Here is a 24,391-nt window from a genome sequence, read left to right as displayed (position 1 = left end):
GCAGAAAGGCGAATTGGCCAACCTGACCTGCTCGATCCACGCCTGCCCTGAGAATGACTTGCACCTGATGCTGATCCAGCAGTGCGATGAACAAGATGATCGGCCATTGGCCAATAGATTGGGCCCGTCGCTTGAAGTGGACGGGCCGCGCAGGGGAAAAAGCAGTGAACTCAGCTTGGCGGAATGGTGCCAAGAATACCAATCAGAATGGTCAGCAGCAGAAAACCACCCAGGAACAGCGCCAGCTTGCCCATTGGAACCTCTACAGTTGTGATGCGGGAATGCGCACATTGTCGAGCTTGGGCTGATACGGTTACAGATTCAGGTTTATGGAAAAAAAGCGGATCAGATGTGATGCGCAGATGCCGCTGGGCTGGATTCAGCCGCAGTGGTTGACGCTGAGCACGTGTCGCTCGCGGGCGGGCAATTGATACATGAAGTTTCTAAACAAGCCTCCAGCTTTGCGCAGTACCTGCGTTCCGTGCGCTGTCCCTCGAAAGCGCCTGAACCCAGCCAATACGGTAGATTGAGCTTGCTTGGGGGGACACGATCTGAAACACGGCTTGTAGGATTGCTTACCGCACTCTGTAGGAAATGGCGTGGCAATGAGTCTTGCCTGTATGAAACATCAGTTTCTCCGGCAAATTCGAGCTGCTACGGTTCATTTTTCCTACAACGGTACGGAAGCCTACAGCGTGAGAAAAGCATGGACTCGTTAAAAACCTCTGCACTGAAGTTGCAGAAAAATCTGCTTAACCTGCGCGTTGAGCGGGAGCGCTTAAGAGGTGAAGGCAAGGACAAGGAAGCGGATCAACTCACTGGGCCGATCGCGCGGTTTGAGGAGGCCCTTCGGCAACTGCCGGATAGCCTGAAGCCCGACACCTTGCAGTGACCTGCAAGCGCAATTGTCATGCTCCACAGCTCAGACCTCCCCATCATCGTGCAGGAGCAGCCTTGCGCTGCGAAGAGCGCGGTAAGGCAAACGACTGCCTTAGGCAGTTATTGCTTCTTCGCAGCACAAGGTTGCTTCGGGAACCGAGCTGGCGCCGGGTCACCTACCCCCTCAGAACACCTTGATCGTGTAACTCAGAATCAAGCGGTTCTCATCTATATCTGTCCGGTAGTTGGAGCGCGCCATCACGTTGCGCACCCGTATCCCAAGCCCGGCCAACGGCCCGCTTTGCACCACGTAGGCCAGGTCCAGGTCACGCTCGCGGTCACGCCCTTCAAAGCCCAGCCCTGTTTCCACGTCTCGCCCCTTTACATAACGCAGGGTCGACGTCAGCCCCGGAAGCCCCAACGCGACAAAATTGTAATCATGGCGCACCTGCCACGAGCGTTCACCCGGCGCCGAGAACTCATAGGTCGGCAGTGTATTACCCATCGGGTTGGTGTTGGCGCCTACCTGGATAAAGCCGTCATCGCCGCCGATCTGCTGATAGCCCACATAGAAGGTATGCCCGCCGGTCTTGGCCGAGAACAGGCTGAACAGCGCATGGTTATCGTAGTCGCCAGCCACCTTGCTCCCGTCCTCGCGGGCATCGAAGTAGCCGGCATTGACCCCCAGCGTCCAGCCCCCGATCGGCTCGGCATGCTTGAAGCTGTAGAAGCGCTGCTGGTAGATATCCTCCAGCTGCGCCTGCCAGACACCGACGCTGGTACGGTTGTCGTTGAAGACATAGTCGGCCCCCACGTAGTTGAACCGGTCGCTGGTAAAGCGCGCCAGCCGCGCCGGGTTGATCGGGTCGTTGACCAGCGCGTACATCTTCTGGCTGTTGGACGAGTCGCGCAGGCTGGTGGAGCGGAACTGGCCGGCGTTCAGGGTCAACCCGGCGAACTCGCGCGACTCCAGCATCGCGCCCTGGTAAGTCGGCGGCAACAGGCGCAAATCGCTGAACAGCAGCACCGGCAGGTTGGGCATCAACTCGCCCACCTTCAGCTCGGTTTGCGACACCTTGAACTTGATCGCCGCACCCAGGCGGCTGTATTCGTCCGCCGACTTGCCGCTGTCCAGACTGGGCAGCAACCCGGACCGGGCATGTTCCGGGCTGCTGTCGAGCTTGAAACCCAGCAGGCCGGTAACATCCACACCCACGCCAAGGGTGCCCTGGGTATAACCGGAGCTGGCATTGAGGATAAACCCCTGCGCCCATTCCTGGGTGCGCGACTGGGTGCTGGCGCCTTTGATATCGGCATAGTCGCGGCTGAAGAAGTAATTGCGCACCTGCAGCGTGGCGCGGGCACCTTCGATGAAACCGGCCTCTTCTGCCGTGGCCTCTGCACACAAAGCGGCGGCAATACAACCGCCGGCCAGGCGTGCAGACGAAGAAAAACGCGGCGCAGTGAAACCTTGCATAGGGCTACTCCTGGATTTGGGCAACAGCAACCCGGCGCGGCGGCACTGCATGGCCACCGGCGTGCGGGTTGCATCGAGAGAGGTCGGCAGGCGGGCCCCGGCCCGCCTGCCCTGCCGTTGCGTGAAGCGCTGGGCCGCTAGCGGTTGACCAGCTTGGCCGGCAAGGCGATGACCAGGAAGCAGCTGAGGATCAGGCAGCCGGCAAACACCCACAGCGCAGCGTGCGAGGTGCCGGTGAGGTCGGTGACCACGCCCATCAGTGAGTTGCTCACCAGGCCGGCGATGTTGGCTACCGAACAGGCCAGGGCAAAGCCGGTGGCGGCTGCGGTGCCTTTGAGGAAGGTCGCCGGCAGGCTGAAGAACACCGGCACCGCGCCGATGATCGCCGCCGAGGCAATGGCGAACAGCACCACGGTCATCACCAGGTTCTGGCTGAACAAGGTGCTGCTGGCCATGGCGATTGCACCAATGATGAACGGCACGATGATGTGCCAGCGGCGCTCGCGGTGGCGGTCGGAGCTGGCCCCGATCATGAGCATACCAGCCAGCGCGGCCAGGCTTGGAATGGCCGTGAGCAGGCCGATATGGAAGGTGTCGCTGACGCCCGCATCGCGGATGAAGGTCGGCATCCAGAAGCCCATCGCATAGGCGCTGAGCAGGATCGAAAAGTCGATACCACCAAGCATCCACACCTTAAGGTTGAAGAAGCCATCGCGGAAGCTGTGTTTGCTGTCCTTGCCCTCGGCATCGTCGGCGGCCAGGTCTGCCGCCAGTTGTGCCTTGTCGTCAGCCGACAGCCACTTGGCCTGCTGAAAATGGTTAGGCAATGCCCAGAACGTGAGGATGCCGAGCAAAACGCTGGGGATCGCCTCCAGCAGGAACAGCCACTGCCACCCATGCAAACCTTGAACCTGGTCGAAATGCCCCATGATCCAGCCAGAAATCGGCCCGCCAATCACGCTCGACAACGGCAGCCCGATCATGAACAGGGCAATGATGCGCCCGCGGCGATAGGTGGGGTACCACATGGTCAGGTAGTACAACACGCCTGGCAGGAAGCCGGCCTCGGCCGCACCCAGCAGGAAACGCAGGATATAGAACTGGGTGGTGCTGGTGACGAACATGGTGCAGGCCGACAGCAGGCCCCAGGTGATCATGATGCGGGCGATCCACAGCTTGGCGCCAACGCGCTGCAGGATCAGGTTACTCGGCACTTCGAAGATGATGTAGCCGACGAAGAACAGCCCTGCACCCAGGCCATAGGCCGCTGTGCTGAACTGCAGGTCTTCGAGCATCTGCAGCTTCGCGAAGCCGACATTGATGCGGTCCAGATAAGCTGCGAGGTAGCAGAAACACAAGAAGGGGATGAGCCTCCAGGTGATCTTGCTGTACAGCGCTTTCGTGCCATGGTCGATGTCACTGTGGACCGTGGTTGCATTCGCAATTGGCATTTCCTGTCTCCTGGCGGGCGACTTTGTGGTTGTTTTAAGGCCAGCAGTTTTCGACGCGCCGGGCACGCCGCGCATTCTACGCGGCGGGCCTGGACAGCGCCTGAAGACCCCGAGTGCTCCTGCGGGGCGACCACCCGGACAGCAGGCGGTCATGGACGGGCTTCCCGCACCGGTCCTTGATTGTTATTGGATAGGCGCTGCCCGGCGTTCAGCCGGCCAGGTGCCTGAGTTGCTGCATGGCATCCTGCCGGGTGACGACATCGCCGTACTTGCTGTCGATGTCGAACAGGTTGGCTTCGTGCGGGTCGCTGTGGCGGTCACCGACACACTCGCGCACCACGATGGTTCGAAACCCGTGCTGCATGGCATCCACCGCACTGGCGCGGATGCAGCCGCTGGTCGAGCAGCCAGCCAGCACCACGGTATCTACCCCCTGTGCATGCAGCAGCGGGGCCAGGCTGGTGGCGAAGAAAGCGCTGGCGTACTGCTTGCTCAGCACCACCTCCCCTGCCTGTGGCGCAACCGCCTCGCAAAAGGTTGCCAGCGGGTTGCCTTCGACCATGTCCTTCATCACCGGCGCCTTGCGCACCCACACGCCGCCGTCAGCAAAATGCGGCGGCTGGTAACGGATGTTGGTATGCACCACCAAGGTACCGCAGTCGCGGGCCAGCGCCAGCAGGCCGGCAGCCTGCTCGACCGCTGCGACCACGCCCGGGGCGTACAGCGGTGCGCCCGGGGTGGTGTAGCCCTGCATGAAGTCGATCATCAGCAGGGCCGGCTTGCGGCCAAAGCCGATGCGCTGGCCCCACACACCCTGGTAGTTGTCACGGGCGCTTTGTGCGTCGCTCATGTCCGTCTCCCGATTTCAGTAGGCGCCCGACAGCAAGGCACCGGCCCCCGGCACGATCGGCTCCAGGTCCAGCGCCTTGAGCATGGCGTAGGTGGTCGCGATTGCAGCGGTGACCACCGGCTTGCCGGTTTGCGCCTCGACCTTGGCCACTGCCGGCAGCGATTGCATCTGCACGCACGCCGACAGCACCACCACATCGACGCCTTCAAGGTCCATGCCGGCGACGATGCCCGGCAGGTTGGCCGGGTCGTGACGGGCCACAGCGAGGTTGTCGGGGATTTCCAGCGCGCGCCAGTCCTGCACCTCGAAGCCTTCCTCGCGGATGTAGTTCACCACCAGCTCGGTCAGCGGCTTCATGTACGGCGCGACGATGGCAATGCGCTTGGCCTTCATCACATGCAAGGCCTCGACCAGCGCCCCGGCGCTGGTGATCACCGGTGCCAGCGCATCATTGTCGGCGGTGGCCTGCTGCAGGCGCTTTTCAGATTGGCGGTGATAGCCCAGCCCCATGGCCATGATCGCCACAAGGCAGGCATAGCCCAGCACATCGACCTTGGCGTCGGACAGCTCCACTGCGCAGCGGTCGGACTCGGCGTCCATCGCGGCCAGTTCTTCCTTCTTCACCTGCTTCATGCGCATGCGGCTGGAATGGAAGGTGAACCGCTCGGGGCGGATCGCTTGGCGTGCGTTGAGCATCGCCGGAATTTCGGTTTCCATGGTGGTGTTCGAACTCGGCACGATCTGGCCGATGCGGTATAGCTGGGTCATGTCTCGTGCTCCGTCAGACGAGGGGGTGGTCGAGGAAGTCGCCAAAGGCGGCGAAGAAACCGTCCAGGTCATCCCAGGGAATCATGTGGCCGGCGTTGTCCACGTACGCGACTTGGATATCCGGCTTTAGCTCGCGCATTTCAGCAATGTCACGGGGCTCGATCACTCCCCCCCGCCCAGCCACCATCAGCAATGCCGGCTGGCGCACTGCGGGCAGGTACTGGTGGATATCGACCTCGTGGAAATCGTCGAAGGCCCGCACGATCGCCGGTTCGTAGCAGGTGTGCAGCCACTCGGCACGCAGGGCCAGCTGCGCGTTGCTCCAGGTGGCGCAGTAGGCGCGCATGTCATCGCCGCTCATGCCAACCGTGGCTTGGCGGATCGAATCGACGTACCACGGCAACTTGCTCGGGTAGGCGCGGCGGCCCGGACCGGACACCGGTGGGTCGACCAGCACCAGCCGCTGCAGTCCCGGTGCCCCTTGGGCGGCAGCGCGGATGGCAAAACGCGCCCCCATCGAGTGCCCGACAAGATGGTAGCCATCCAGGCCCAGCGCGGCGGCAAAGGCGGGAATATCCGCAGCACAAGCGTCGGTGCCGTAGTCCAGTTCGGGGCCGCTTGAAGACAAGCCGCGCCCGCGCACATCCAGCACATAGGTGTCGAAATACTGCCCAAGGCGCTCGGCAACAAAGCCCCAGGTGATCGCTGGGCTGGTGATGCCCGGCACCAGGATCAGCGCATGGCCCTTGCCGCCATAGCGCAGGTAATGCTGGCGGATGCCATTGGCGCTCACGTTACCGCCAGCGACGAAGGTGCTCATGCCGCCTCCCCGCTTTTAAGCTGCTGCCCATAGAGGTCGTAGCCGTAAACCCAGGCTGGGTCTTCCTGGGTGTAGAGCCAGGTGTTGGCGTTGGATACCGATTGCACCTGCGATGCCCGCTCTTTACGGTTGTCCTCGTAGAGGGCGAACGCCGTGCGGTGGTCGGACAACCCGGTCTCCTGCAGGCAGCGGGTCAGCATGGCCGCGTCCTCGATGGCCATGCACGCGCCCTGGGCCATGTGCGGCTTCATCGGGTGGCAGGCGTCGCCCAGCAGCACCAGGCGGCCACGGCTCCACAACGGCAACGGGTTGCGGTTGCGCAGCGGCCACTTGGTAATCGATTCGGTAGCGTCGATCAGCTTCTGTACGGTGGGGTGGTAGCCTTCGAAGGCTGCGCGCATTTCTTCCTGGCTGCTGTCGACGAACGCACCCTGGAAGTCCCAGGCTTCATGTGGCACGCCGGTGACGAAGTAATACTCGTCGCGCTTGCCGGTGGTGTAGTAGACCATCATGTGGCGGTCTTCGGACCACCATTTGACGCAGGGCTCGAACACATCGGCATGCGGTGCCAGGTTCACCCCGCGAATCAGTGCACGGTGCGCGACCCAGCCGCTGTAGATCGGCGCTTCAGCCCCCAGCAACGCTTCACGGATCTTCGAATGGATGCCGTCGGCCCCAATGACGATGTCGGCCACGGTGTGGGTGCCGTCGGCGAAGTCCAGGCGCACCTGGTCACCTTCGTCGACGATCTTTTCCAGGCGCTTGCCGAAGTGCACGGTGCCCGGCTGGATGGCCTCGATCTGCAGGGCGTGCAGGTCGCCACGGTGGATGGTGATGTAAGCGGCGCCGTATTCGCGGCGGGCAAACTCGCCCAGCGGAATGCGCGACAGGTAATCACCGGTATTGCCGTCGCGGCTGAACCAGAAGTCCGGGTGCGAGCCCATCAGCTCCAGCTTCTGCTCCAGCCCCATGCGGCGGAAGATTTTCATCACGTTAGGGCCGATATGAATGCCCGCGCCCAGGCGGGTGAACGCCGGAGCCTGTTCGAATACCTCGACATCGAACCCGGCCTGTTGCAGCAACGTGGCGGCGGCTGCCCCACCCAGACCTGCACCGACGATTGCGATTTTCTGCCTACCCCGCATGGGTATGTCTCCTCTTGTTCTGATAGGTGGCCAGCGGTTCAACCGCCTGACGATTTAGAGCGTATACGCTATAAATGACCTTTGAAAAGAGCCCGCTGAAAATATTTTTCAAACAGCTGATCGAAACAACACTCGGCTTATTGTTACCGTAAATACTGGGTGATGTGTGGATAGGTAACGTTTGAACAGATAACTTGCGCTCGCTGGCAGGATGCGTTTTCATCTGCAAAAGTAGGGTGTACACACTATTATTTTGCACCGAGATGAAGCACCAGGCACTGCCATGGTGCGCCCCTGTCAACGCCACCCAGGAGAACCCCGATGCCGGTGAGCAATGCACAACTGACCCAGATGTTCGAGCACGTACTGAAGCTGTCTCGCGTGGACGAAACGCAGAGCGTGGCCGTGCTCAAGAGCCACTACTCCGACCCGCGCACGGTCAACGCCGCCATGGAGGCCGCCCAGCGTTTGAAGGCCAAGGTGTATGCGGTAGAGCTGCCGGCGTTCAACCACCCGACCGCCATGGGCAACGACATGACGGCCTACTGCGGCGACACCGCGCTGACCGGCAACCTGGCGGCGCAGCGGGCGCTGGAAGCCGCCGACCTGGTCGTCGACACCATGATGCTGCTGCACTCGCCCGAGCAGGAGAAGATTCTCAAGACCGGCACGCGCATCCTGCTGGCCGTGGAGCCACCCGAGGTGCTGGCGCGCATGCTGCCGACCGAAGACGACAAACGCCGGGTGCTGGCTGCCGAAACCCTGTTGAAACAGGCGCGCAGCCTGCATGTGCGGTCCAAGGCCGGTAGCGACTTCCACGCCCCGCTCGGCCAGTACCCGGCCGTGACTGAGTACGGCTATGCCGACGAACCGGGGCGCTGGGACCACTGGCCCAGCGGCTTTCTGTTCACCTGGCCGAACGAGGACAGCGCCGAGGGCACGCTGGTGCTGGATGTAGGCGACATCATCCTGCCGTTCAAGAACTATTGCCGCGAGCGCATCACCCTGGAAATCGAAAAAGGCTTCATCACCGGCATACATGGCGGCTTCGAGGCCGAGTACCTGCGTGACTACATGAAGTACTTCAACGACCCCGAGGTATACGGCATCTCGCACATCGGCTGGGGCCTGCAGCCGCGCGCGCAATGGACAGCCATGGGCCTGCACGACCGCAACGACGGCATGTGCATGGATGCCCGTGCGTTCTACGGCAACTTCCTGTTCTCCACTGGCCCCAACACCGAGGTCGGCGGCAAGCGCAAGACCCCGTGCCACCTCGACATCCCGCTGCGCAACTGCGATATCTACCTGGATGACAAGGCGGTAGTGCTGGCCGGCGACGTGGTTGCACCAGAGGAGTCGCGAGCGCGATAGGGGTTATACTGGCCGGGCGCTCCGCTATTGGCGGCCGGCCAGCCTCTTTCCACCCAGCCCAAGCCATCCTATGTCGAAAAAAACCACCCCCAGCAGCGCCCCGCTCGACAACACCCCCTACGACGTTACCGAACAGGTCGGGCACTTGCTGCGCAAGGCCTACCAGCGGCACACGGCGATCTTCCAGCAGCAGGCCTGCGACCCGCAGCTTACCTCGATCCAGTTCGTCACCCTGTGCGCCCTGCGCGACCACGGCCCCAGCTCCCAGGCCGAACTGATCAAGGCCACCGCGGTGGACCAGGCAACCATCCGCGGCATCGTCGAGCGCCTGAAGGCGCGCGAGCTGGTGCAGCTTTCGCCAGACCCAGGCGACCGGCGCAAGGTCATCGTCGAACTCACCAAGAGCGGCGCGGCCTTGCTCGATGCAATGATCCCCTGCGCCCGGCAGATCAGCGAACTGAGCATGGGCAGCCTGAATGCCGGTGAACGCGTAGCCATTTTGTACCTGCTGCGCAAGATGATCGACAGCGACGAGAACGCGGGCTGAAATTTGTTGTGACTGCCGCGGTGGCCGTCACAGATACGCGGCCTGAGAGATCGAGCACATAGCGAGCAAGCTCGCTCACATTGGACACGCATCGGTGGTTGGACACAGGCCGCCGTAGGCGCGGGCTCACCCGCGAATGGGCCGGGCCTGCTGGCCAATTTACACCTGCCGTTCACCGTTGCCGCCGCCACCGTATTCGCGGGTAAAACCGCTCCTACACACACGCATCAGGGTTCGGCACAGCGCGATGCGCCGCGCGGGCGGCGCTCGATTTCCCAGACGCCGACAATCTTCCTCCCTGCCCCCACCACAGCGCTCTGCAAATTCATCCCTGGCCTGCTTCTTGCTCACTCATTTCATGTAGTGAGTACTTACCGAAACGCTCGCGTCATTTGAGTCCTTTGGTAGCGCAAGCAACCTCCAGAGATGAGCCAATAATGCAAACAACCATCTCCCTGCAGGTCAACGGCCAGCCCGTCGAAGTCAGCGCCATGCCTGACACCCCGCTGCTGCTGATCCTGCGCAACGACCTGTGCCTGAACGGCCCCAAGTACGGCTGCGGCCTGGGCGAATGCGGGGCGTGTACGGTGATCATCGACGGCGTGGCCGCCCGCTCCTGCGTCATCCCCTTGGCCGGCGCCGCCGGCCGCGATATCACCACCCTCGAAGGGCTGGGCAGCAAGGCCGCTCCGCACTCGGTGCAACAGGCGTTCATCGACGAGCAGGCGGCCCAGTGTGGTTACTGCATGAACGGCATGATCATGACCGCCAAGGCCCTGCTCGACCGCATTCCCGAGCCCAGCGACGAACAGATTCGCAATGAGCTGTCCGGCAACCTGTGCCGCTGTGGCACCCACGTCGAAATCCTGCGCGCCGTGCGCCGCGCTGCCGAGATCCGGAGAAAGCCATGAACCACTCACAACAGGTGCCCAGCCGCGACCAACTGCTGGCCAAGACCGGCGTATTGCTGATCGTCGACCAGATTACTCCGCCCTCAGGCCCTGTGGCCAAGGGCGTGACACCTCCAGCCAAGGAACGTGAGCTGGCGTTGTTCATCGCGGTCAGCGACGACGGCATGGTCTACGCCTTCAATGGCCATGTCGACCTGGGCACGGGCATCCGCACCTCGCTGGCGCAAATCGTCGCCGAAGAGTTGGACCTGCGCATGGACCAGGTGCACATGGTGCTGGGCGACACCGAGCGGGCACCCAACCAGGGCGCGACCATTGCCAGCGCCACCCTGCAGATTTCCGCGGTACCGCTGCGCAAGGCCGCAGCCACAGCGCGACGCTATCTGTTGCAACAGGCCGCCCTACGCCTTGGCTGCCCGCCCGAAATGCTGCGCATTGAAGACGGCACGGTTATCGCCAGTAACGGCAGCACGCTGAGCTTTGCCGAACTGGTGCAAGGTGAGAACCACCGGCTGCACATTGCCGACGACGCCCGGCTCAAGGCCATCGAGGACTATCGCCTGGTCGGACGCAGCGCCGCACGGGTAGACATCCCAGGCAAGGCCACCGGCGAGCTGACCTATGTGCACGACATGCGCCTGCCCGACATGCTTCACGGTCGGGTCATCCGCCCGCCCTATGCCGGCCATGACAGCGGCGACTTTGTCGGCAACAGCCTGCTGGCGGTGGATGAATCCTCCATCGCCCATCTACCCGGCGTGGTCGCCGTGGTGGTCATCCGCGACTTCGTCGGCGTGGTGGCAGAGCGCGAAGAGCAAGCCATCCGTGCAGCCCATGAGCTGAAAATCAGCTGGAAGCCATTCACAGGCAAGCTGCCCGACCTTAGCGATGTCGCCCAGGCCATCCGCGACAACCCGCGCGTGCAGCGCACCGTGCTGGACCAGGGCGATGTCGACGGCGGCATCGCCAATGCCAGCCAGCGCCTGAGCCGCAGCTACCTGTGGCCGTACCAGCTGCACGCATCGATTGGCCCATCATGTGCGCTGGCCGACTTCACCGCAGGGCAGATCCGCGTGTGGTCAGGCACGCAGAACCCGCACCTGCTGCGCGCAGACCTGGCCTGGCTGCTGGCGTGCGACGAAGCACGCATCGAGATCATTCGCATGGAGGCAGCCGGCTGTTATGGCCGCAACTGCGCCGATGACGTGTGCGCCGACGCGGTGCTGCTGTCGCGTGCGGTGCAGCGCCCGGTGCGGGTGCAGCTGACCCGCGAACAGGAACACGTGTGGGAGCCCAAGGGCACCGCGCAGCTGATGGAAATCGACGGCGGCCTGAACGCCGATGGCAGCGTGGCCGCCTATGACTTCCAGACCAGCTACCCGTCCAATGGCGCGCCCACCCTGGCCCTGCTGCTGACCGGTGCCGTGGAACCGGTGCCGGCGCTGTTCGAGATGGGCGATCGCACGTCGATCCCGCCTTACGATTACGAACACATGCGCGTCACCATCAATGACATGACGCCACTGGTGCGTGCCTCATGGATGCGGGGGGTGTCGGCCATGCCCAACAGCTTCGCCCACGAGTCGTACATTGATGAGCTGGCCTTTGCCGCTGGCGTCGACCCGGTCGAATATCGCCTCAAGCACCTGTCCGACCCGCGCGCCATCGACCTGGTCAAAGCCACCGCTGAACGCGCGCAATGGCAGCCGCATACCCAGCCCATGCAGACACAGGCCGAAGGTGATGTGCTGCGCGGCCGGGGCTTTGCCTATGCGCGCTATATCCACAGTAAATTCCCCGGCTTCGGCGCGGCCTGGGCAGCCTGGGTGGCCGATGTCGCAGTGGACCGGCGCACGGGCGAAGTGGCCGTCACCCGCGTGGTGATCGGCCACGATGCCGGGATGATGGTCAACCCCGAGGGTGTGCGTCACCAGATCCACGGCAACGTCATCCAGTCCACCAGCCGGGCGCTCAAGGAGCAGGTCAGCTTCGAAGAGTCGACGGTGGTGAGCAAGGAATGGGGCGGCTATCCGATCCTGACCTTCCCCGAGGTGCCAGCTATCGACGTAATGATGCTGCCGCGCCAGCACGAGCCGCCAATGGGCAGTGGCGAGTCAGCCTCGGTACCCAGCGCAGCGGCCATCGCCAATGCCATTTTCGACGCCACCGGCATTCGTTTTCGCGAGCTGCCGATCACTGCCGAACGCGTGCGCGCTGCGCTCGGTGGCGAAGGCCAAGGGCCAGATGCACCCGCGCCAGCGCAGCCGTCAACCAAGCGTTCGAAGTGGTGGTTCGGCTCGCTGGCCGGGGTGTTCGGCGCCGCATTGGGCATGCTTGCCACCGCCTTGCCCTGGCGCGCCGAAATCGCCCCGGTAACGCCACCGGGTGTCGGCAGCTGGAGCGCCGCCATGCTCGAGCGCGGGCGCCAGGTGGCGGCGGCGGGCGACTGCGCCGTGTGCCATACGGTCAGTGGCGGCAAGGCCAATGCCGGGGGGCTGGCAATGGATACGCCTTTCGGCACGCTATACAGCACCAATATCACGCCCGACCCGGAAACCGGTATCGGCCGCTGGTCCTTCGCCGCCTTCGAGCGGGCCATGCGCGAAGGTATCAGCCGCGATGGCCGGCACCTGTACCCGGCGTTTCCCTACACCTCGTTTCGCAACATCAACGACGCCGACATGCAAGCGCTGTATGCCTACCTGATGTCGCAGACCCCGGTACGCCAGGAAGCGCCCGCCAACCAGATGCGCTTCCCGTTCAACCAGCGGGCGCTGATGGCCGGCTGGAATGCGCTGTTTCTGCAACGCGGCGAATACCAGCCCGACCCGCAGCGCAGCGCGCAGTGGAACCGCGGTGCCTACCTGGTCGACGGCTTGGGGCACTGCACGGCCTGCCACTCGCCGCGCAATCTGCTGGGCGCAGAAAAAGGCGGTAGCAGCTACCTTGCCGGCGGCATGGTCGATGGCTGGGAGGCCCCGGCCTTGAATGCCCTGGGCAAGTCATCGACGCCGTGGAGCGAAGACGAGTTGTTCAACTACCTGAGCACTGGCTTCTCCGAAAAACATGGCGTGGCGGCCGGCCCCATGGGCCCGGTGGTCAGTGAGCTTGCCACCCTGCCAAAAAGCGACGTGCGCGCTATCGCCCACTACCTCAGCTCCCTGGATGGCGAGCCGCAGGCACTGGCTGCCAATGCCGCGCCTCAGGTGGACTCGCCAGTGTCGCTGAGCAACGGCGAGCGGGTATTCAAAGGTGCATGCCTGGCCTGCCACAGTGATGGGCTGGGGCCGAAGCTGTTTGGCGTCAGCCCGTCGATGGCGGTCAACAGCAACGTCCATAGTGACCTGCCGGACAACCTGCTGCGCGTGGTGCTGCACGGCATTCCGACCCCGGCAACCCGCGACCTGGGCTACATGCCCGGTTTCAAGGACAGCCTGTCGGACCGCCAGGTAGCCGACCTCGCGGCCTACCTGCGCCATCGTTTTGCCGCCGACAAACCGGCCTGGCAAGGGCTGGCGTCCAAGGCTGCGCAGGTACGCGCCAACCCTGGCAGCCACTGAGGCTCAGCGGCGCAAGCCGCGCAGCGCAAGGTCACTGATGAAGGCCAGCCAATCGGCCTTGGCCTGCTTGTCGGCCAGGTCAACGGCCAGGAACGAGCTGAGCGTATGGCGGTTGGAGTTATAGAAGTAGCAGAGCGAGGCAATCATCAGGTAGGCGTGGGTAATGCAGATATCGTCGCGGAACAGGCCCTTTACTTGTCCGGCCTCGATGATCGGCCGCAGCACGCCGACCGCCTCGCCGGACAGCGCCCTGAGGTTTTGCGACTTGCGCGCGTGCAAGCCCTGGTGAAGGTTTTCGGTGGCGAGGATGGTGACGAATTCGGGGTGGCGCACATAATAGTCCCAGATGAATGCCACCAGTTCGCGCAGGGCCTGCTCAGGGTCGGCGAGGTCGAGGCGCAGCTTCGCTTCGGCCTGGTTGAAGCTGGCATAGATGTGCTCCAGCACACTGATGAACAGCTTTTCCTTGCTGCCGAAGTAGTAATAGATCATCCGGTCGTTGGACTTGGCCAGTGTGGAGATCTGCTCGATGCGCCCGCCAGTGAAGCCTTCCTTGCTGAAGACCTTCACTGCGGCCTTGAGAATATTGTCCCGGGTGCGGTCGGCCTGCTGGGCGCGAACACCGGTTTTGCGAGTTTGCATGTCGGTCCCTGTGGGGCTGGCCAGATAGCCAACACTGCCACAGACCGTGAGCCATTGCGCGGCTTTTTCGACTGGGCTGACACGATAATCGCGAGGGAGCGGAACATGCAGCATCTCGACCTACAGGTGATCGACAAGGCACTGCAATGGGCCCGGGCCGGGGATACGGTGTGGCTGTGCACGGTGCTGTCCACCTACGGCTCGGCACCCCGTTCGCCTGGGGCTATGCTGGCTTGCCGCAGCGCGCAGGATTGGGTTGGGTCATTATCCGGCGGTTGCGTGGAAGAGGAGTCCTCGCCAGCCTGGGACACGGTGCGTTCAGCCAACCGGCGCAGTTGGTGCATTACGGAGACGGCCAGGAACAGAGCCAGCGCTTGCGCTTGCCTTGCGGTGGTGTGCTGGTGGTATTGGTGGAGCGGCGGCAGGCGGATGGCGCTTGGCTGAAGCACCTGCATGCGTTGCACGGGGCACTGCTGGGGCAGCAGCGGGTCATGCGCAAAGTCAGTATGCCGGCGGGTGAATTCAGTGTGCATGACGACAACCGTGCTGGCGTGCGCATGCACCACGACGCAATTTACATCGGCATTGGCCCTGCCCTGCGGTTGCTGCTGGCCGGGCTGTCGCCAGTCGCTCAAGCCTGTGCCGACATCGCTCGCACGCTGGGCTGCGAGGTCATCGCCTGCGACCCGCGCGAGGAGATGGCGCACGTCGAAATCGAGGGCGCACAGATGCATCGGGTGCTGCCTTCGCTGTTCATTGCTGCGGGTGGTTGCCATGCGGCTACCGCCATTGTGGCGCTGACGCATGATCCGAAGATCGATGACCTGGCATTGATGGAGGCGGTGAATACCCCAGCGTTCTATATAGGCGCCATGGGTTCGGCGGCCACGTCAGCCCGTCGCGCCGAGCGGCTGCAGCGGATTGGCGGGCTGACCGACAAGCAGATAGAACGGCTGCACATGCCTATTGGGCTGAACCTGGGCAGCAAGGCGCCAGCGGAGATCGCGCTGGCGGTGATGGCGGATGTGCTGCGGGTGTATCGGGGCAAGGCGCGGGATGCGCTGTGAGGCCAGCCACCGCCCCAAGCCATCAAGCAGCCTGCGACTGCCCCCCCCAACAACTGGCCCGGTTCAGGTCGCCCTGCAAATCATTGCTTACTGCCGCCACCCGTGAAGTTGCCGAACATCGAGATCGACCTGTTCTGGCACAGACGGTACATCAAGGACCCGGCCAACCGATGGCTCAGGCAATTGATGTTCGATCTGTTTTCGGACACTCGCTGACCGCGCGCTGGGCACGTGTCAGGCAGTTGACCAAGTGCAGCCGCATGGCAGCGCGGGCAGCACCGGCATCCTTGCGGGTAATCGCGGCATGAACTTGCTCACGCTCCCGCGCCTCCAGTGCCCGTTGCTCGGCATCGCCACCTGGCACTGCTTGCTGGGCCGCAGCCAACAAGGTATGCCCAAGATGGGTCATGGTGTCGATGAAAAAGCTGTTGCCCGTGCATTGGGCTATCTGCAGGTGAAACTCGAAGTCGGTACGCATGCAGGGTGCAGACTGCGTAGCGACACTCCCATCCAGCGCCGCCCGCATGGCAGCCAGTTGCTCTGAGGTGGCACGCTGGGCAGCAATGGCAGCCGCCTCGACTTCAAGGCAAAGCCGCAGCTCGATGATCGCCACCTCGTTGTATGCGCCCCCCATTCCAGGGTTGGCACTCTGGAAGTCACCTGCCGGGATGGCGTCTACAACGAAGGTGCCGATACCACGGCGGGTTTCTACCAGGCCTTCGGCCTGCAACCGTGACATGGCTTCGCGCACCACGGTACGGCTTACGCCACGCGCTTTGGTCACGGCTTCTTCGGTGGGCAATTTGCTTCCCGCTGGCAATTCGCCCGAGAGAATCTGCTGCGACAGGTCATGCACCAGTTGCTGGGCGAGATTCAGGCGTTTTTCCGGGGTGGCAGAAGCCATTGGGCGAACCTTTGCTAAGCGGACGATCCCGGAGTATACCCGCTGCCCGGGGCCAAAACGCACTATACTGCCCGCTGCCAACACAAGAGCACAGTAATGCCGAACCCGACCGCCAGCCCCCCTCAACAGCCTCGCCGCCTGGCCGAAGCACTGGTCGAGCGCTTCGCCCAACGCATGCGTGAGGGCACGCTCAAGCGTGGTGACAAGCTGCCGACCGAAGCCACACTGATCGAAACCGAAGGCGTCAGCCGCTCGGTAGTACGCGAAGCGTTGTCGCGCATGCAGGCAGCGGGCCTGGTCGAGACCCGCCACGGCGTGGGCACCTTCGTGCTGGACATGCCGGCACCGGAGAGCTTCAACGTGGGGCCGGCAACCATCAGCCTGCTGTCCGATGTACTCGACCTGCTGGAATACCGCCTAAGCCTTGAAGTACAAGCCGCCGGCATGGCCGCCGAACGGGCCACGCCACAGGCACTCGAAGAACTGCAGCAAGCCTTGGAAGCCCTGATGCAAGGCCCGGAAAAATCCGGCAGCACGACCAACGCCGACTTCCAGTTTCACCTGAAAATTGCCAAGGCCGCGGGTAACCAGTACCTGATCGATATCATGAAGCACCTGGGCACCAAGATGATCCCCCGCACGCGCATGAACTCTGCCTATACCGGGCAGAGCAACCGCAGTACCTACCTGGCCGGTATCAACGCCGAACATCAGCAGATCTACGACGCCATCGCCAGCCGCCAGGTGGATGCGGCGCGCGCCGCCATGTACCTGCACCTGAGCAACAGCCGTATGCGCCTGCGTGAGGCGCAACGGCTACAGGCATTCTACAGCGAGGCCTGAGGCCCCGGCGCGGGCTCTACGTCCGTATAGACAAGCCCTTGGCTGCCCTGCACCTGCCAAGGGTTGGCACCCCCGGTGTCAGTGAAGCGAAGCCCGTCGAAACGCGAGTCCTTCAGGCCATCGATCTTCACCGGGGCTGGCCCGCGAAAGCGCACTCGTTCAAACACCAGGCCCTGATGCCAGGCGCCATGGCTGCTATCGCCCTTCACCTCGATGGCAGCGGTGCGGGCGTTTTCCACGCTTACGTCGCTGACCGTGATATCCCGGAACTGCCCCGCCACCGCCGAGCGCTTGTAATCGAGCTTGGCATTCGGGTCGTTGTAATCCAGGGTGAAGATGAAGGCCTGTTTTGCAGTATTGCGGATGGCCGAATCACGGAAAGTGACGTGGCGTGCGCCACCGCCCATGAAGTTGGTGCTTTTCATGCGCAGCCCGGCATCGGTGCCATCGGAGACGTTGTCCTCGGCCAGGATGTGCTGAATCCACGCGCCGGTATGGCTGCCCGCCACGACCATGCCATGGCCTTTGCGGAAATAGTTGTTGAAGATCCAGGCCTCCTCCTGCGCCTTCTGGTGAACCGCATCCGCCCCGGTGCCGGCGGCGAAGTTGACGCAGTCGTCTCCGGTGTCGAAGAAGTTGTTGAACACCAGGGCGCCGCGGCTGTTGGCAAACTCGATACCGTCGCCGTTGTTGGCGTCGTAGGTACGGTGCGTGGTGTTAGCCAGCACCACATTCTGCGTCTCCAGGTTCATGATGCCGTGGTAGGCCGGGTTGACCACCGTAAAGCCACCATAGAACACGTTTTTCACATTGCGCAGGGTAATCAGCGAGGAACGCATCTGACCGTAGGCGTCCTTGACGTTCATGCCCTCGGCCACCGCCCGCTCCACCTGAGCCTTGGCCAGCACGCCATCGTGCATGTAGCGGCTGTTGTCGCTGGGCAGGTAGAAGGGCAAGGCTTGCCCGCGCTCGTCGAGCACATCCGGGTTACGCTTCCAGCCATTGCCGTCGATGGTGCCCTTGCCGACGATGCGGATATTCTCGAAGGCCTGATGCGCACGCGGGTCGCGCGGCAAGGCATTGATCAGCGAGGCCGGACGCACGGTGGTGGAATACGGGTACTGGATATAGCCCTGGCGCGGGTAGTCCTCGGCACGCTCGGAACCTAACAGGGTAGCGCCCTCGGCGATTTCCAGGGTCATGTCGCTCTTGAGGTAGAGCGCCCCGCTCTTGTACGTGCCGGCAGGCAGCAACACCTTGCAGCCCTTGCTGCAAGCATCGATGGCACGCTGAATGGCAGCCGTGTCGAGCGCCTTGCCATCGCCCTTGGCACCGTAGCGCTGCACGTTGAACAGCGCCGGTATGGCCGTGGTTCGCTGCACAACCACGGGGCTGTCAGCAGACTCCTTGCCATTGCGATCGACCGAGCGCACGGTGAAGTGGTAATCGGTATCGGGGGCAAGCCCTTGGGCGGTGAAGCTGTGAATGGCGATGCGGTGGTGGAAGTTGTGCAGGTCCTGCTCGTAGAACCGGTCGATGTACGGTTTGGCCGGTGACACCTGCTCGTTGTTGGCGTTGCTTGCACCCAGCAACCGGCCATTGGCGTACACGTGGTAGTCGACGATCTCGGCATGGCTGGCGGGCTTTTCCCACACCAGGATGATCTGCCGGTCGTCGTAGGCCAGCGTCGGCACCTGGACCTTTGCAGGGGCCTCTACGGCCCACAGCGGCAAGCTGCTGCCCATGGCCAGAGCAACCACGGCAGCACGCACCCGCGAAGCGGGCGCAAGGTTGGCATTCGGCATGTTCTTGTCTTCCTTGTAATTGCCGGGTTCAGGCCGACATGGCCGGGGCACGATCTGCACTGAAGTCGCGGCTGGCTTGCACCAGCATTTGTGTGTAATCGTGGGTGGCCTGGTCCTGGCTCAGTGCCTGGCAGTCCAGTTGCTCGACGATACGCCCCTGCTGCATCACCGCGACCTTGTCACACAGATGGCTGACCACGCCCAGGTCGTGCGTCACCATCAGGTAGGTGAGCTTCTCGCGCTGACGCAGGTCGGACAACAGGTTGAGAATTTCTGCCTGCACCGACACATCCAGCGCCGACGTGGGCTCATCGAGCAACAGCACCCTAGGCTCAAGAATCAACGCCCGGGCGATAGCCACGCGCTGACGCTGGCCACCGGACAGCTGGTGCGGGTAGCGGTAACGGTAGCTGTCGTTGAGGCCTACCTTGACGAGGATGTCGTTGATGCGATCGTTGCGCTCATCCATGCCGTGGATCACCAGCGGCTCGCGCAGTGCAGTGTCGATGGTATGGCGCGGGTGCAGCGAACCATAGGGGTCCTGGAACACCATCTGCACCTTGCGAAAGTGCTCCTTGGGGAGCTTGTGTTGCAACGGCACGCCGTCAATGCTCAGGGCTCCGCTCCAGTGCCGGTACTGGCCGGCCAGGCAGCGCAACACCGTGGTCTTGCCAGAACCAGACTCCCCCACCAGGCCAAATGACTCGCCATCTTCGACACTCAGGTCGACATTGTGCAGCACCTGGTTGAGCGTGGCGCCAACGCCAAAACTCAGGTTCAATGCGTGTGCTTGGATCATGGACATGGTCAGTTACCTCAGCAGGAGAGCCACAGTGGGTCGCGTTGCAACACGGGCAAACGCGGGCGGCGGTTGTCCATGCTTGGCAAAGCGGCCAGCAGGCCTCGGGTGTAGGGGTGTTCGGCACGGTGCAGGTCACTGGCAGCCAGCGACTCCACCACGCGCCCGGCGTACATCACCAGCACCCGGTCACAGTAATTGCGCACCAGGTTCAGGTCGTGGCTAACGAAGATCAGCCCCATCTGCTGCTCCACCACCAGCTCTTCGAGCACGTTGAGCACCTGCTGGCGCACCGAAACATCCAGCGCCGAGGTCGGCTCGTCAGCGATGATCACTTCCGGGCTGGTGATGACCATCATCGCGATCATGATGCGCTGGCCCATGCCGCCGCTCACCTCATGCGGATAAAGATCGTAGACGCGCTTCGGGTCGCGGATATGCACCTTGTCGAGCATCTGCAGCACCCGCTCACGGGCGTCGTTGCGGCTGGCCTTGTGGTGCGCCAGGTACGCCTCGGCAATCTGGTCACCCACCCGCACCACCGGGTTGAGCGAATACTTGGGGTCTTGCATGATCATCGAGATGCGCTGGCCGCGAATTTTCTGCATGGTCTTTTCGCTGGCACTGAGCAGGTCGACATCGCCGAACTGCAGGGCCTTTGCGGTGATCTGCGCGCTGCCGGGGTGCAGCTTGAGCAAGCTGCGGCCCACAGTGGACTTGCCCGAACCGGACTCACCCACGATGGCGAGCTTTTCCCGGCCCAGGGTGAAGGACACATCACGCACCGCGTGCATCACTTTCTTGCCATTGACGAAGCGCACATTGAGCGATTCAACATTGAGTTTGACTGCTGACATAAAGCCTCCGGTTACTCGCTACGCGGGTCGAGAATGTCCCGCAGGCCATCGCCCAGCAGGTTGAACGCCAGGCTCACCAACATGATTGCCGCACCGGGTACGGCTACCAGCCACCAGCACTCGAGCATGTAGCGCCTCCCCGTGGAGATCATCGCCCCCCACTCCGGCAAAGGCGCCTGCGCCCCTAGCCCGAGGAAGCCCAGCGCCGCCGCGGTAAGGATGATGCCGGCCATGTTCATGGTCAGGCGGATGATCACCGACGACAGGCACATCGGCACGATATGGCGCAGGATGATGCGTGTCGAAGACGCGCCCTGCAGTTCGACCGCCACCACGAAGTCGGCCTTGCGCAGCGACAGGGTTTCGGCCCGGGCCAGCCGTGCGATCGGTGGCCAGGAGGTTAACGCAATAGCCACCACCGCATGCTCAAGGCCAGGGCCCAATGCGGCAATGAAGGCCAGCGCCAGTACCAGGCTGGGGAACGAAATGAAAATGTCGGTGACGCGCATGAACACGGTATCGACAATGCCGCCGAAGTAGCCCGATACCGTGCCGATGAACAGGCCGATCGGGCCGACGATGACCGTCACCAGGGCGATGATGTAGAGGGTGATACGCGCGCCATAGACCAGCCGGCTGAAGATATCCCGGCCGTATTCGTCGGTACCGAACCAGTGCGCGGCACTGGGTGCCTGCAAGGCGTTGGCGAGGTTCTGGATGACCGGGTCGTGGGTGGCGATCCACGGCGCGAAGGCCGCTACCACGACCAGCAGCAAGGCCACCAGCAAGCCCGCCAGGGTCATAGGGTTGCGGACCAGCAGGCGCAACACCCGCAGGCTGCTTTTGCCAAGGGCCTCAAGGCTGGACGCCGGGGCATCGGCCTGCCGCTTGGCGGTAGATTCGGTAGAAGATATGTTGGCAATCATCGGCAAGTTCTCGATGTGGAGTCATGGCCGCTCGGGGTACCCGTGAGCCCCCGGGCGGTACTCAACGTTGCTTGTAGACGCCCAGGTAGCGGGTGGCTTCGGCGTCGTCGCCAGTGAAACCCTTGACGTCGGCTGCGCTTACGGCGGTGTCGGTCATCTGCGAAATCATCATGATCGGCCCCACCTCGTCGTCGTACAGTTTCTGCGCCTGCTGGTACATGGCCAGGCGTTTGGCCGCATCGCGCTCGCCCCCCACCCGGTCGATCAGGTCATTCAGCGGGGGGCTGAAGAACGACGCTCGCCAGCCCTGGAAGTTGGGCAGGCCAGCGCTGTCACTGTTGTCGGGGTTGTAGACGAAGGTGCGCAGGCTGAAATACGGGTGCGGATAACGCTCGGCGCCCCGCGCCACGATCATCTCAAAGTTGCGCGCGCGCATGGCGCCATACACCTGGTTGCCGGTACCGGTGACGATAGTGGCCTTGATGCCACCTTCAGCCAGGGTCGACTGCATACGTGCGGCGATATCAATGAAGGGAGGTTCGGACAGCGTGCGAATGGTTGTATTGAAACCTTGTGGGTAGCCCGCCTCTGCCAGCAGTGCCTTGGCTTTGGCGACATCCAGCTTGTAGCCAGGGTCGGGCAACCGGGCCTCGAGCCCTAGCTGCATCGGCTGCTGGTTGAGCTTGCCGTAATGCGGCATCACCTGCTGGTCCAGGCCCTGGTAGTCGATCAGGTTACGCACCGCTTCGCGGACTTTGCGGTTGGCAAACTCCGGCTGCTTCATGCTCATCGCCACGTAGTACAGGGTGCCGCGCTGCAACGCTTGCACCTGGAGTGTGTCGGAACTCTCGATGGCCTTGATATCCGGCGCAGCCATACCGTAGGCCAGGTCCAGGTCACCGCGTTCGAGCATCAGGCGCAGTGACTGCGACTCGGTCATGTGGCGGACCAGCACTCGCTTCATCTTCGCCGGGCCTGCCCAGTACCCGTCGAAACGGGTCATCACCAGCGCATCGTTGGCGCTCCACTTGGTCAGGGTGAACGGCCCGCTGCCCGCCTCATGGGTGACCAGCCAGGCCGCGCCCAGGTCACCGTTCTTCTCATGCTTGAGCACTTGCTGGCGGTCGACCACGACAGCGCTGGGGGACACAGCCAGCGAGTCGATCACCAGCGACGGGTCGGTCGGCTGCGGCAGGTCGATCACCAAGGTATGGCTATCGGTCGCACGGATCAGCTTTTGAATGTTTTCGACACTGTAGCCGTAGGCCTTCCAGGTGGTAGCCAGGCCATAGTTGAGCTTCATCACCCGGTACAGTGACCAGGCCACATCTTCGGCAGTGAGCGGGTTGCCGGAATGGAACAGGACATCACCGCGCAGGTGGAAGGTGATCTGCTTGCCGTCTTCGCTGACGTCCCAGCGTTCAGCCAGTTGTGGCAGGTGCTTGTCCGGGTTGCCCTGGTCGCGCTTGATGAGCGTGTCGTAAAGGTTGGCATTGATGCCAGAGGCATCCAGGCCGGGCGCGTTGGCCGGGTCGATGGAGAACAGGTTGACCATGCTCATGCCGACGATCAACTGGTCGCCAGGGGTTTTCGCCTGCACCACAGCGAGCGGGCCGAGCAGCAGCGCTGCGCCCAGCAAAGCCATACGCAGCGGCGGGAATACAGTCTTCATGGCGCATCCTTTTTTATAGTTATTCAATGTGTTCACGCTGAGCGGGAATTAGCGGGTCCTTGGGTCGAACACCTTGTACAGGGCGTCGCTTATCAGGTTGAGCGCAACGAAAATCAGGCCGATGATCAACACGCAGCCCATCACTGCATTCATGTCACCGAGCATCAGGCTGCTGGTGAGGTATTGGCCGAAGCCAGGCCAGGCAAACACGGTTTCGATCAGCACCGCCCCCTCCAGCAACGAGCCATAGGCCAGGGCGACCACCGTGAGCAACTGCACGAGGATATTGCGGAACGCGTGGTTCCAGACCACCTGGCGCCGCGACAGCCCCTTGACCCTGGCAGTGATGATGTATTCCTGCGACAGTTGCTCGAGCATGAAGCTACGGGTCATGCGGCTGATGTAGGCCACCGAGTTCAGGCCCAGGATCAACGCCGGCAGAACGATATGGCGCAACGCGCTGGTGAAGGCCTCCCAGTCACGCGCCAGCGCCGTGTCGATCAGCAGCAGGCCGGTAACCTCATCGACCATGCCGTCATAGGCCAGGTCGATGCGCCCTGCGCCACCCGCCCAACCCAGCCAGGCGTAGAACACCAGCAGGCCCATCATGCCGACCCAGAAAATAGGCGTGGAATAGCCGAACAAGGTAATGACCCGTGCGACATGGTCGCCGACCCGCCCCTGATTGCTGGCAGCGACCACGCCCAGTGGCAGACCGATCAGCACGCCAAACAGAATGGCCAGCGTTGCCAGCTCGATGGTGGCCGGGAACACCCGCTTGATGTCGTCGAGTACCGGGTGGCCGGTGAGCAGTGCATTGCCGAAATCACCGTGCAGCAAGTCGTTCAAGTACAGCCCGAACTGGGCCCAGATCGGTTTGTCCAGGCCCATCGCCCGGTATACCTGGTCGTAGGTGGAGCTGTCGGCATCCGGGCCAACTACCGCCAGCACCGGGTCCAGCGGCATGACCCGGCCGATGAAGAACGTCAGCGCCAGCAGGCCAAGCAAGGTCACCAGCACCGTGCTGGCCCGGCGGGCGGTACCCGATACACGGGCACCCATTACAGAGGCAGTCGAAGCAAACATAACAGGCT

The 24,391-nt window shown here is 62.9% G+C and carries 21 protein-coding genes and 2 pseudogenes; 9 read left to right on the top strand and 14 right to left on the bottom strand.

What is annotated here, in order from left to right:
• Positions 1-86: 86 nt before the first annotated feature.
• Both ACF8Q6_RS10845 and ACF8Q6_RS10840 read left to right on the top strand, forming a co-directional pair.
• On the top strand, positions 87-308 hold the full coding sequence (locus ACF8Q6_RS10845) for a hypothetical protein (protein WP_392493207.1): 222 nt from the start codon (positions 87-89) through the stop codon (positions 306-308).
• 398 nt (positions 309-706) lie between these two features.
• Positions 707-892, top strand: a complete 186-nt coding sequence (locus tag ACF8Q6_RS10840) for a hypothetical protein (RefSeq protein ID WP_392493206.1) — start codon at positions 707-709, stop codon at positions 890-892.
• 171 nt (positions 893-1,063) lie between these two features.
• Here the strand turns inward: ACF8Q6_RS10840 and ACF8Q6_RS10835 are convergent, their stop codons facing one another.
• From ACF8Q6_RS10835 to nicC, 6 genes are all read right to left on the bottom strand, one after another.
• A complete protein-coding gene (locus tag ACF8Q6_RS10835) occupies positions 1,064-2,356 on the bottom strand; it encodes an OprD family porin (protein WP_014861709.1) in 1,293 nt (430 codons plus the stop codon).
• Between the two features lie 137 nt (positions 2,357-2,493).
• Positions 2,494-3,807 carry an MFS transporter gene (locus ACF8Q6_RS10830; protein ID WP_003251108.1) on the bottom strand — a complete coding sequence of 438 codons (1,314 nt, stop codon included), beginning with the start codon at positions 3,805-3,807 and terminating at the stop codon, positions 2,494-2,496.
• Positions 3,808-4,015: 208 nt separating this feature from the next.
• Entirely contained in the window at positions 4,016-4,657 is a 642-nt protein-coding gene (locus tag ACF8Q6_RS10825) for an N-carbamoylsarcosine amidohydrolase (RefSeq protein WP_392493203.1), read from the bottom strand.
• A gap of 15 nt (positions 4,658-4,672) precedes the next feature.
• Positions 4,673-5,425 carry a maleate isomerase gene (locus ACF8Q6_RS10820; RefSeq protein ID WP_003251112.1) on the bottom strand — a complete coding sequence of 251 codons (753 nt, stop codon included), beginning with the start codon at positions 5,423-5,425 and terminating at the stop codon, positions 4,673-4,675.
• A gap of 13 nt (positions 5,426-5,438) precedes the next feature.
• Positions 5,439-6,245, bottom strand: a complete 807-nt coding sequence (gene nicD, locus ACF8Q6_RS10815) for an N-formylmaleamate deformylase (RefSeq protein WP_392493202.1) — start codon at positions 6,243-6,245, stop codon at positions 5,439-5,441.
• The gene (gene nicC / locus ACF8Q6_RS10810) at positions 6,242-7,390 is read right to left on the bottom strand and encodes a 6-hydroxynicotinate 3-monooxygenase (protein ID WP_392493201.1); all 1,149 of its coding nucleotides are present in this window, start codon (positions 7,388-7,390) and stop codon (positions 6,242-6,244) included. Before nicC ends, nicD begins: the two co-directional genes overlap by 4 nt.
• A 321-nt stretch (positions 7,391-7,711) precedes the next feature.
• On the opposite strand from nicC, the gene ACF8Q6_RS10805 reads away from it, so the two are divergent.
• The 4 genes from ACF8Q6_RS10805 (at position 7,712) to ACF8Q6_RS10790 (ending at position 13,782) form a co-directional block, all read left to right on the top strand.
• On the top strand, positions 7,712-8,764 hold the full coding sequence (locus ACF8Q6_RS10805) for a 2,5-dihydroxypyridine 5,6-dioxygenase (RefSeq protein WP_392493200.1): 1,053 nt from the start codon (positions 7,712-7,714) through the stop codon (positions 8,762-8,764).
• A gap of 70 nt (positions 8,765-8,834) precedes the next feature.
• Positions 8,835-9,311: a MarR family winged helix-turn-helix transcriptional regulator gene (locus ACF8Q6_RS10800; protein WP_392493198.1), complete on the top strand. Its 477-nt coding sequence runs from the start codon at positions 8,835-8,837 to the stop codon at positions 9,309-9,311.
• A gap of 437 nt (positions 9,312-9,748) precedes the next feature.
• The gene (locus ACF8Q6_RS10795; RefSeq protein WP_392490749.1) at positions 9,749-10,222 is read left to right on the top strand and encodes a (2Fe-2S)-binding protein; all 474 of its coding nucleotides are present in this window, start codon (positions 9,749-9,751) and stop codon (positions 10,220-10,222) included.
• On the top strand, positions 10,219-13,782 hold the full coding sequence (locus ACF8Q6_RS10790; RefSeq protein ID WP_392490750.1) for a molybdopterin cofactor-binding domain-containing protein: 3,564 nt from the start codon (positions 10,219-10,221) through the stop codon (positions 13,780-13,782). Before ACF8Q6_RS10795 ends, ACF8Q6_RS10790 begins: the two co-directional genes overlap by 4 nt.
• 3 nt (positions 13,783-13,785) lie before the next feature.
• On the opposite strand, the gene ACF8Q6_RS10785 is transcribed toward ACF8Q6_RS10790, so the two are convergent.
• Entirely contained in the window at positions 13,786-14,424 is a 639-nt protein-coding gene (locus tag ACF8Q6_RS10785) for a TetR family transcriptional regulator (RefSeq protein ID WP_014590411.1), read from the bottom strand.
• A gap of 105 nt (positions 14,425-14,529) precedes the next feature.
• On the opposite strand from ACF8Q6_RS10785, the pseudogene ACF8Q6_RS10780 reads away from it, so the two are divergent.
• Together ACF8Q6_RS10780 and ACF8Q6_RS10775 are read left to right on the top strand one after the other, a co-directional pair.
• Positions 14,530-15,491 (top strand): annotated as a pseudogene (locus ACF8Q6_RS10780) (XdhC family protein).
• Between the two features lie 90 nt (positions 15,492-15,581).
• Positions 15,582-15,707 (top strand): annotated as a pseudogene (locus tag ACF8Q6_RS10775) (LysR family transcriptional regulator); the annotation flags it as partial.
• Here the strand turns inward: ACF8Q6_RS10775 and ACF8Q6_RS10770 are convergent.
• On the bottom strand, positions 15,667-16,395 hold the full coding sequence (locus ACF8Q6_RS10770; RefSeq protein ID WP_392490751.1) for a FadR/GntR family transcriptional regulator: 729 nt from the start codon (positions 16,393-16,395) through the stop codon (positions 15,667-15,669). The pseudogene ACF8Q6_RS10775 and the gene ACF8Q6_RS10770 sit on opposite strands and share 41 nt — an antisense overlap.
• 96 nt (positions 16,396-16,491) lie before the next feature.
• On the opposite strand from ACF8Q6_RS10770, the gene ACF8Q6_RS10765 reads away from it, so the two are divergent.
• Positions 16,492-17,238 (top strand): FadR/GntR family transcriptional regulator, encoded by a 747-nt coding sequence (locus tag ACF8Q6_RS10765; protein WP_012051868.1) that lies wholly within the window; start codon positions 16,492-16,494, stop codon positions 17,236-17,238.
• Here ACF8Q6_RS10765 and ACF8Q6_RS10760 read toward each other — a convergent pair.
• From ACF8Q6_RS10760 to ACF8Q6_RS10735, 6 genes are all read right to left on the bottom strand, one after another.
• The gene (locus ACF8Q6_RS10760) at positions 17,223-19,043 is read right to left on the bottom strand and encodes a glycosyl hydrolase family 28 protein (protein ID WP_392490752.1); all 1,821 of its coding nucleotides are present in this window, start codon (positions 19,041-19,043) and stop codon (positions 17,223-17,225) included. The genes ACF8Q6_RS10765 and ACF8Q6_RS10760 overlap by 16 nt on opposite strands.
• 28 nt (positions 19,044-19,071) lie before the next feature.
• Positions 19,072-19,848, bottom strand: coding sequence for an ABC transporter ATP-binding protein (locus ACF8Q6_RS10755; RefSeq protein ID WP_392490753.1), 777 nt, complete (start codon positions 19,846-19,848; stop codon positions 19,072-19,074).
• Between the two features lie 11 nt (positions 19,849-19,859).
• The gene (locus tag ACF8Q6_RS10750) at positions 19,860-20,699 is read right to left on the bottom strand and encodes an ABC transporter ATP-binding protein (RefSeq protein ID WP_012051865.1); all 840 of its coding nucleotides are present in this window, start codon (positions 20,697-20,699) and stop codon (positions 19,860-19,862) included.
• Between the two features lie 11 nt (positions 20,700-20,710).
• Positions 20,711-21,625 (bottom strand): ABC transporter permease, encoded by a 915-nt coding sequence (locus tag ACF8Q6_RS10745; RefSeq protein ID WP_012051864.1) that lies wholly within the window; start codon positions 21,623-21,625, stop codon positions 20,711-20,713.
• A gap of 61 nt (positions 21,626-21,686) precedes the next feature.
• Complete coding sequence (locus ACF8Q6_RS10740) at positions 21,687-23,297, bottom strand: ABC transporter substrate-binding protein (RefSeq protein WP_392490754.1); 1,611 nt, start codon at positions 23,295-23,297, stop codon at positions 21,687-21,689.
• Positions 23,298-23,345: 48 nt separating this feature from the next.
• The gene (locus ACF8Q6_RS10735; RefSeq protein ID WP_017148229.1) at positions 23,346-24,359 is read right to left on the bottom strand and encodes an ABC transporter permease subunit; all 1,014 of its coding nucleotides are present in this window, start codon (positions 24,357-24,359) and stop codon (positions 23,346-23,348) included.
• Positions 24,360-24,391: the final 32 nt, after the last annotated feature.

Origin of the sequence: Pseudomonas sp. GLN_2 (assembly GCF_043106005.1) — a bacterium.
Lineage (GTDB): Bacteria > Pseudomonadota > Gammaproteobacteria > Pseudomonadales > Pseudomonadaceae > Aquipseudomonas > Aquipseudomonas alloputida.
Note: the sequence above shows the minus strand (reverse complement) of the source record. Positions and strands in the feature narration are given on the sequence as shown.

Coding starts and splice junctions, on each gene's coding strand:
- ACF8Q6_RS10845 (WP_392493207.1), top strand. CDS start 87: ATGAACAAGATGATCGGCCATTGGCCAATAGATTGGGCCCGTCGCTTG.
- ACF8Q6_RS10840 (WP_392493206.1), top strand. CDS start 707: ATGGACTCGTTAAAAACCTCTGCACTGAAGTTGCAGAAAAATCTGCTT.
- ACF8Q6_RS10835 (WP_014861709.1), bottom strand. CDS start 2,356: ATGCAAGGTTTCACTGCGCCGCGTTTTTCTTCGTCTGCACGCCTGGCC.
- ACF8Q6_RS10830 (WP_003251108.1), bottom strand. CDS start 3,807: ATGCCAATTGCGAATGCAACCACGGTCCACAGTGACATCGACCATGGC.
- ACF8Q6_RS10825 (WP_392493203.1), bottom strand. CDS start 4,657: ATGAGCGACGCACAAAGCGCCCGTGACAACTACCAGGGTGTGTGGGGC.
- ACF8Q6_RS10820 (WP_003251112.1), bottom strand. CDS start 5,425: ATGACCCAGCTATACCGCATCGGCCAGATCGTGCCGAGTTCGAACACC.
- nicD (WP_392493202.1), bottom strand. CDS start 6,245: ATGAGCACCTTCGTCGCTGGCGGTAACGTGAGCGCCAATGGCATCCGC.
- nicC (WP_392493201.1), bottom strand. CDS start 7,390: ATGCGGGGTAGGCAGAAAATCGCAATCGTCGGTGCAGGTCTGGGTGGG.
- ACF8Q6_RS10805 (WP_392493200.1), top strand. CDS start 7,712: ATGCCGGTGAGCAATGCACAACTGACCCAGATGTTCGAGCACGTACTG.
- ACF8Q6_RS10800 (WP_392493198.1), top strand. CDS start 8,835: ATGTCGAAAAAAACCACCCCCAGCAGCGCCCCGCTCGACAACACCCCC.
- ACF8Q6_RS10795 (WP_392490749.1), top strand. CDS start 9,749: ATGCAAACAACCATCTCCCTGCAGGTCAACGGCCAGCCCGTCGAAGTC.
- ACF8Q6_RS10790 (WP_392490750.1), top strand. CDS start 10,219: ATGAACCACTCACAACAGGTGCCCAGCCGCGACCAACTGCTGGCCAAG.
- ACF8Q6_RS10785 (WP_014590411.1), bottom strand. CDS start 14,424: ATGCAAACTCGCAAAACCGGTGTTCGCGCCCAGCAGGCCGACCGCACC.
- ACF8Q6_RS10770 (WP_392490751.1), bottom strand. CDS start 16,395: ATGGCTTCTGCCACCCCGGAAAAACGCCTGAATCTCGCCCAGCAACTG.
- ACF8Q6_RS10765 (WP_012051868.1), top strand. CDS start 16,492: ATGCCGAACCCGACCGCCAGCCCCCCTCAACAGCCTCGCCGCCTGGCC.
- ACF8Q6_RS10760 (WP_392490752.1), bottom strand. CDS start 19,043: ATGCCGAATGCCAACCTTGCGCCCGCTTCGCGGGTGCGTGCTGCCGTG.
- ACF8Q6_RS10755 (WP_392490753.1), bottom strand. CDS start 19,848: ATGTCCATGATCCAAGCACACGCATTGAACCTGAGTTTTGGCGTTGGC.
- ACF8Q6_RS10750 (WP_012051865.1), bottom strand. CDS start 20,699: ATGTCAGCAGTCAAACTCAATGTTGAATCGCTCAATGTGCGCTTCGTC.
- ACF8Q6_RS10745 (WP_012051864.1), bottom strand. CDS start 21,625: ATGATTGCCAACATATCTTCTACCGAATCTACCGCCAAGCGGCAGGCC.
- ACF8Q6_RS10740 (WP_392490754.1), bottom strand. CDS start 23,297: ATGAAGACTGTATTCCCGCCGCTGCGTATGGCTTTGCTGGGCGCAGCG.
- ACF8Q6_RS10735 (WP_017148229.1), bottom strand. CDS start 24,359: ATGGGTGCCCGTGTATCGGGTACCGCCCGCCGGGCCAGCACGGTGCTG.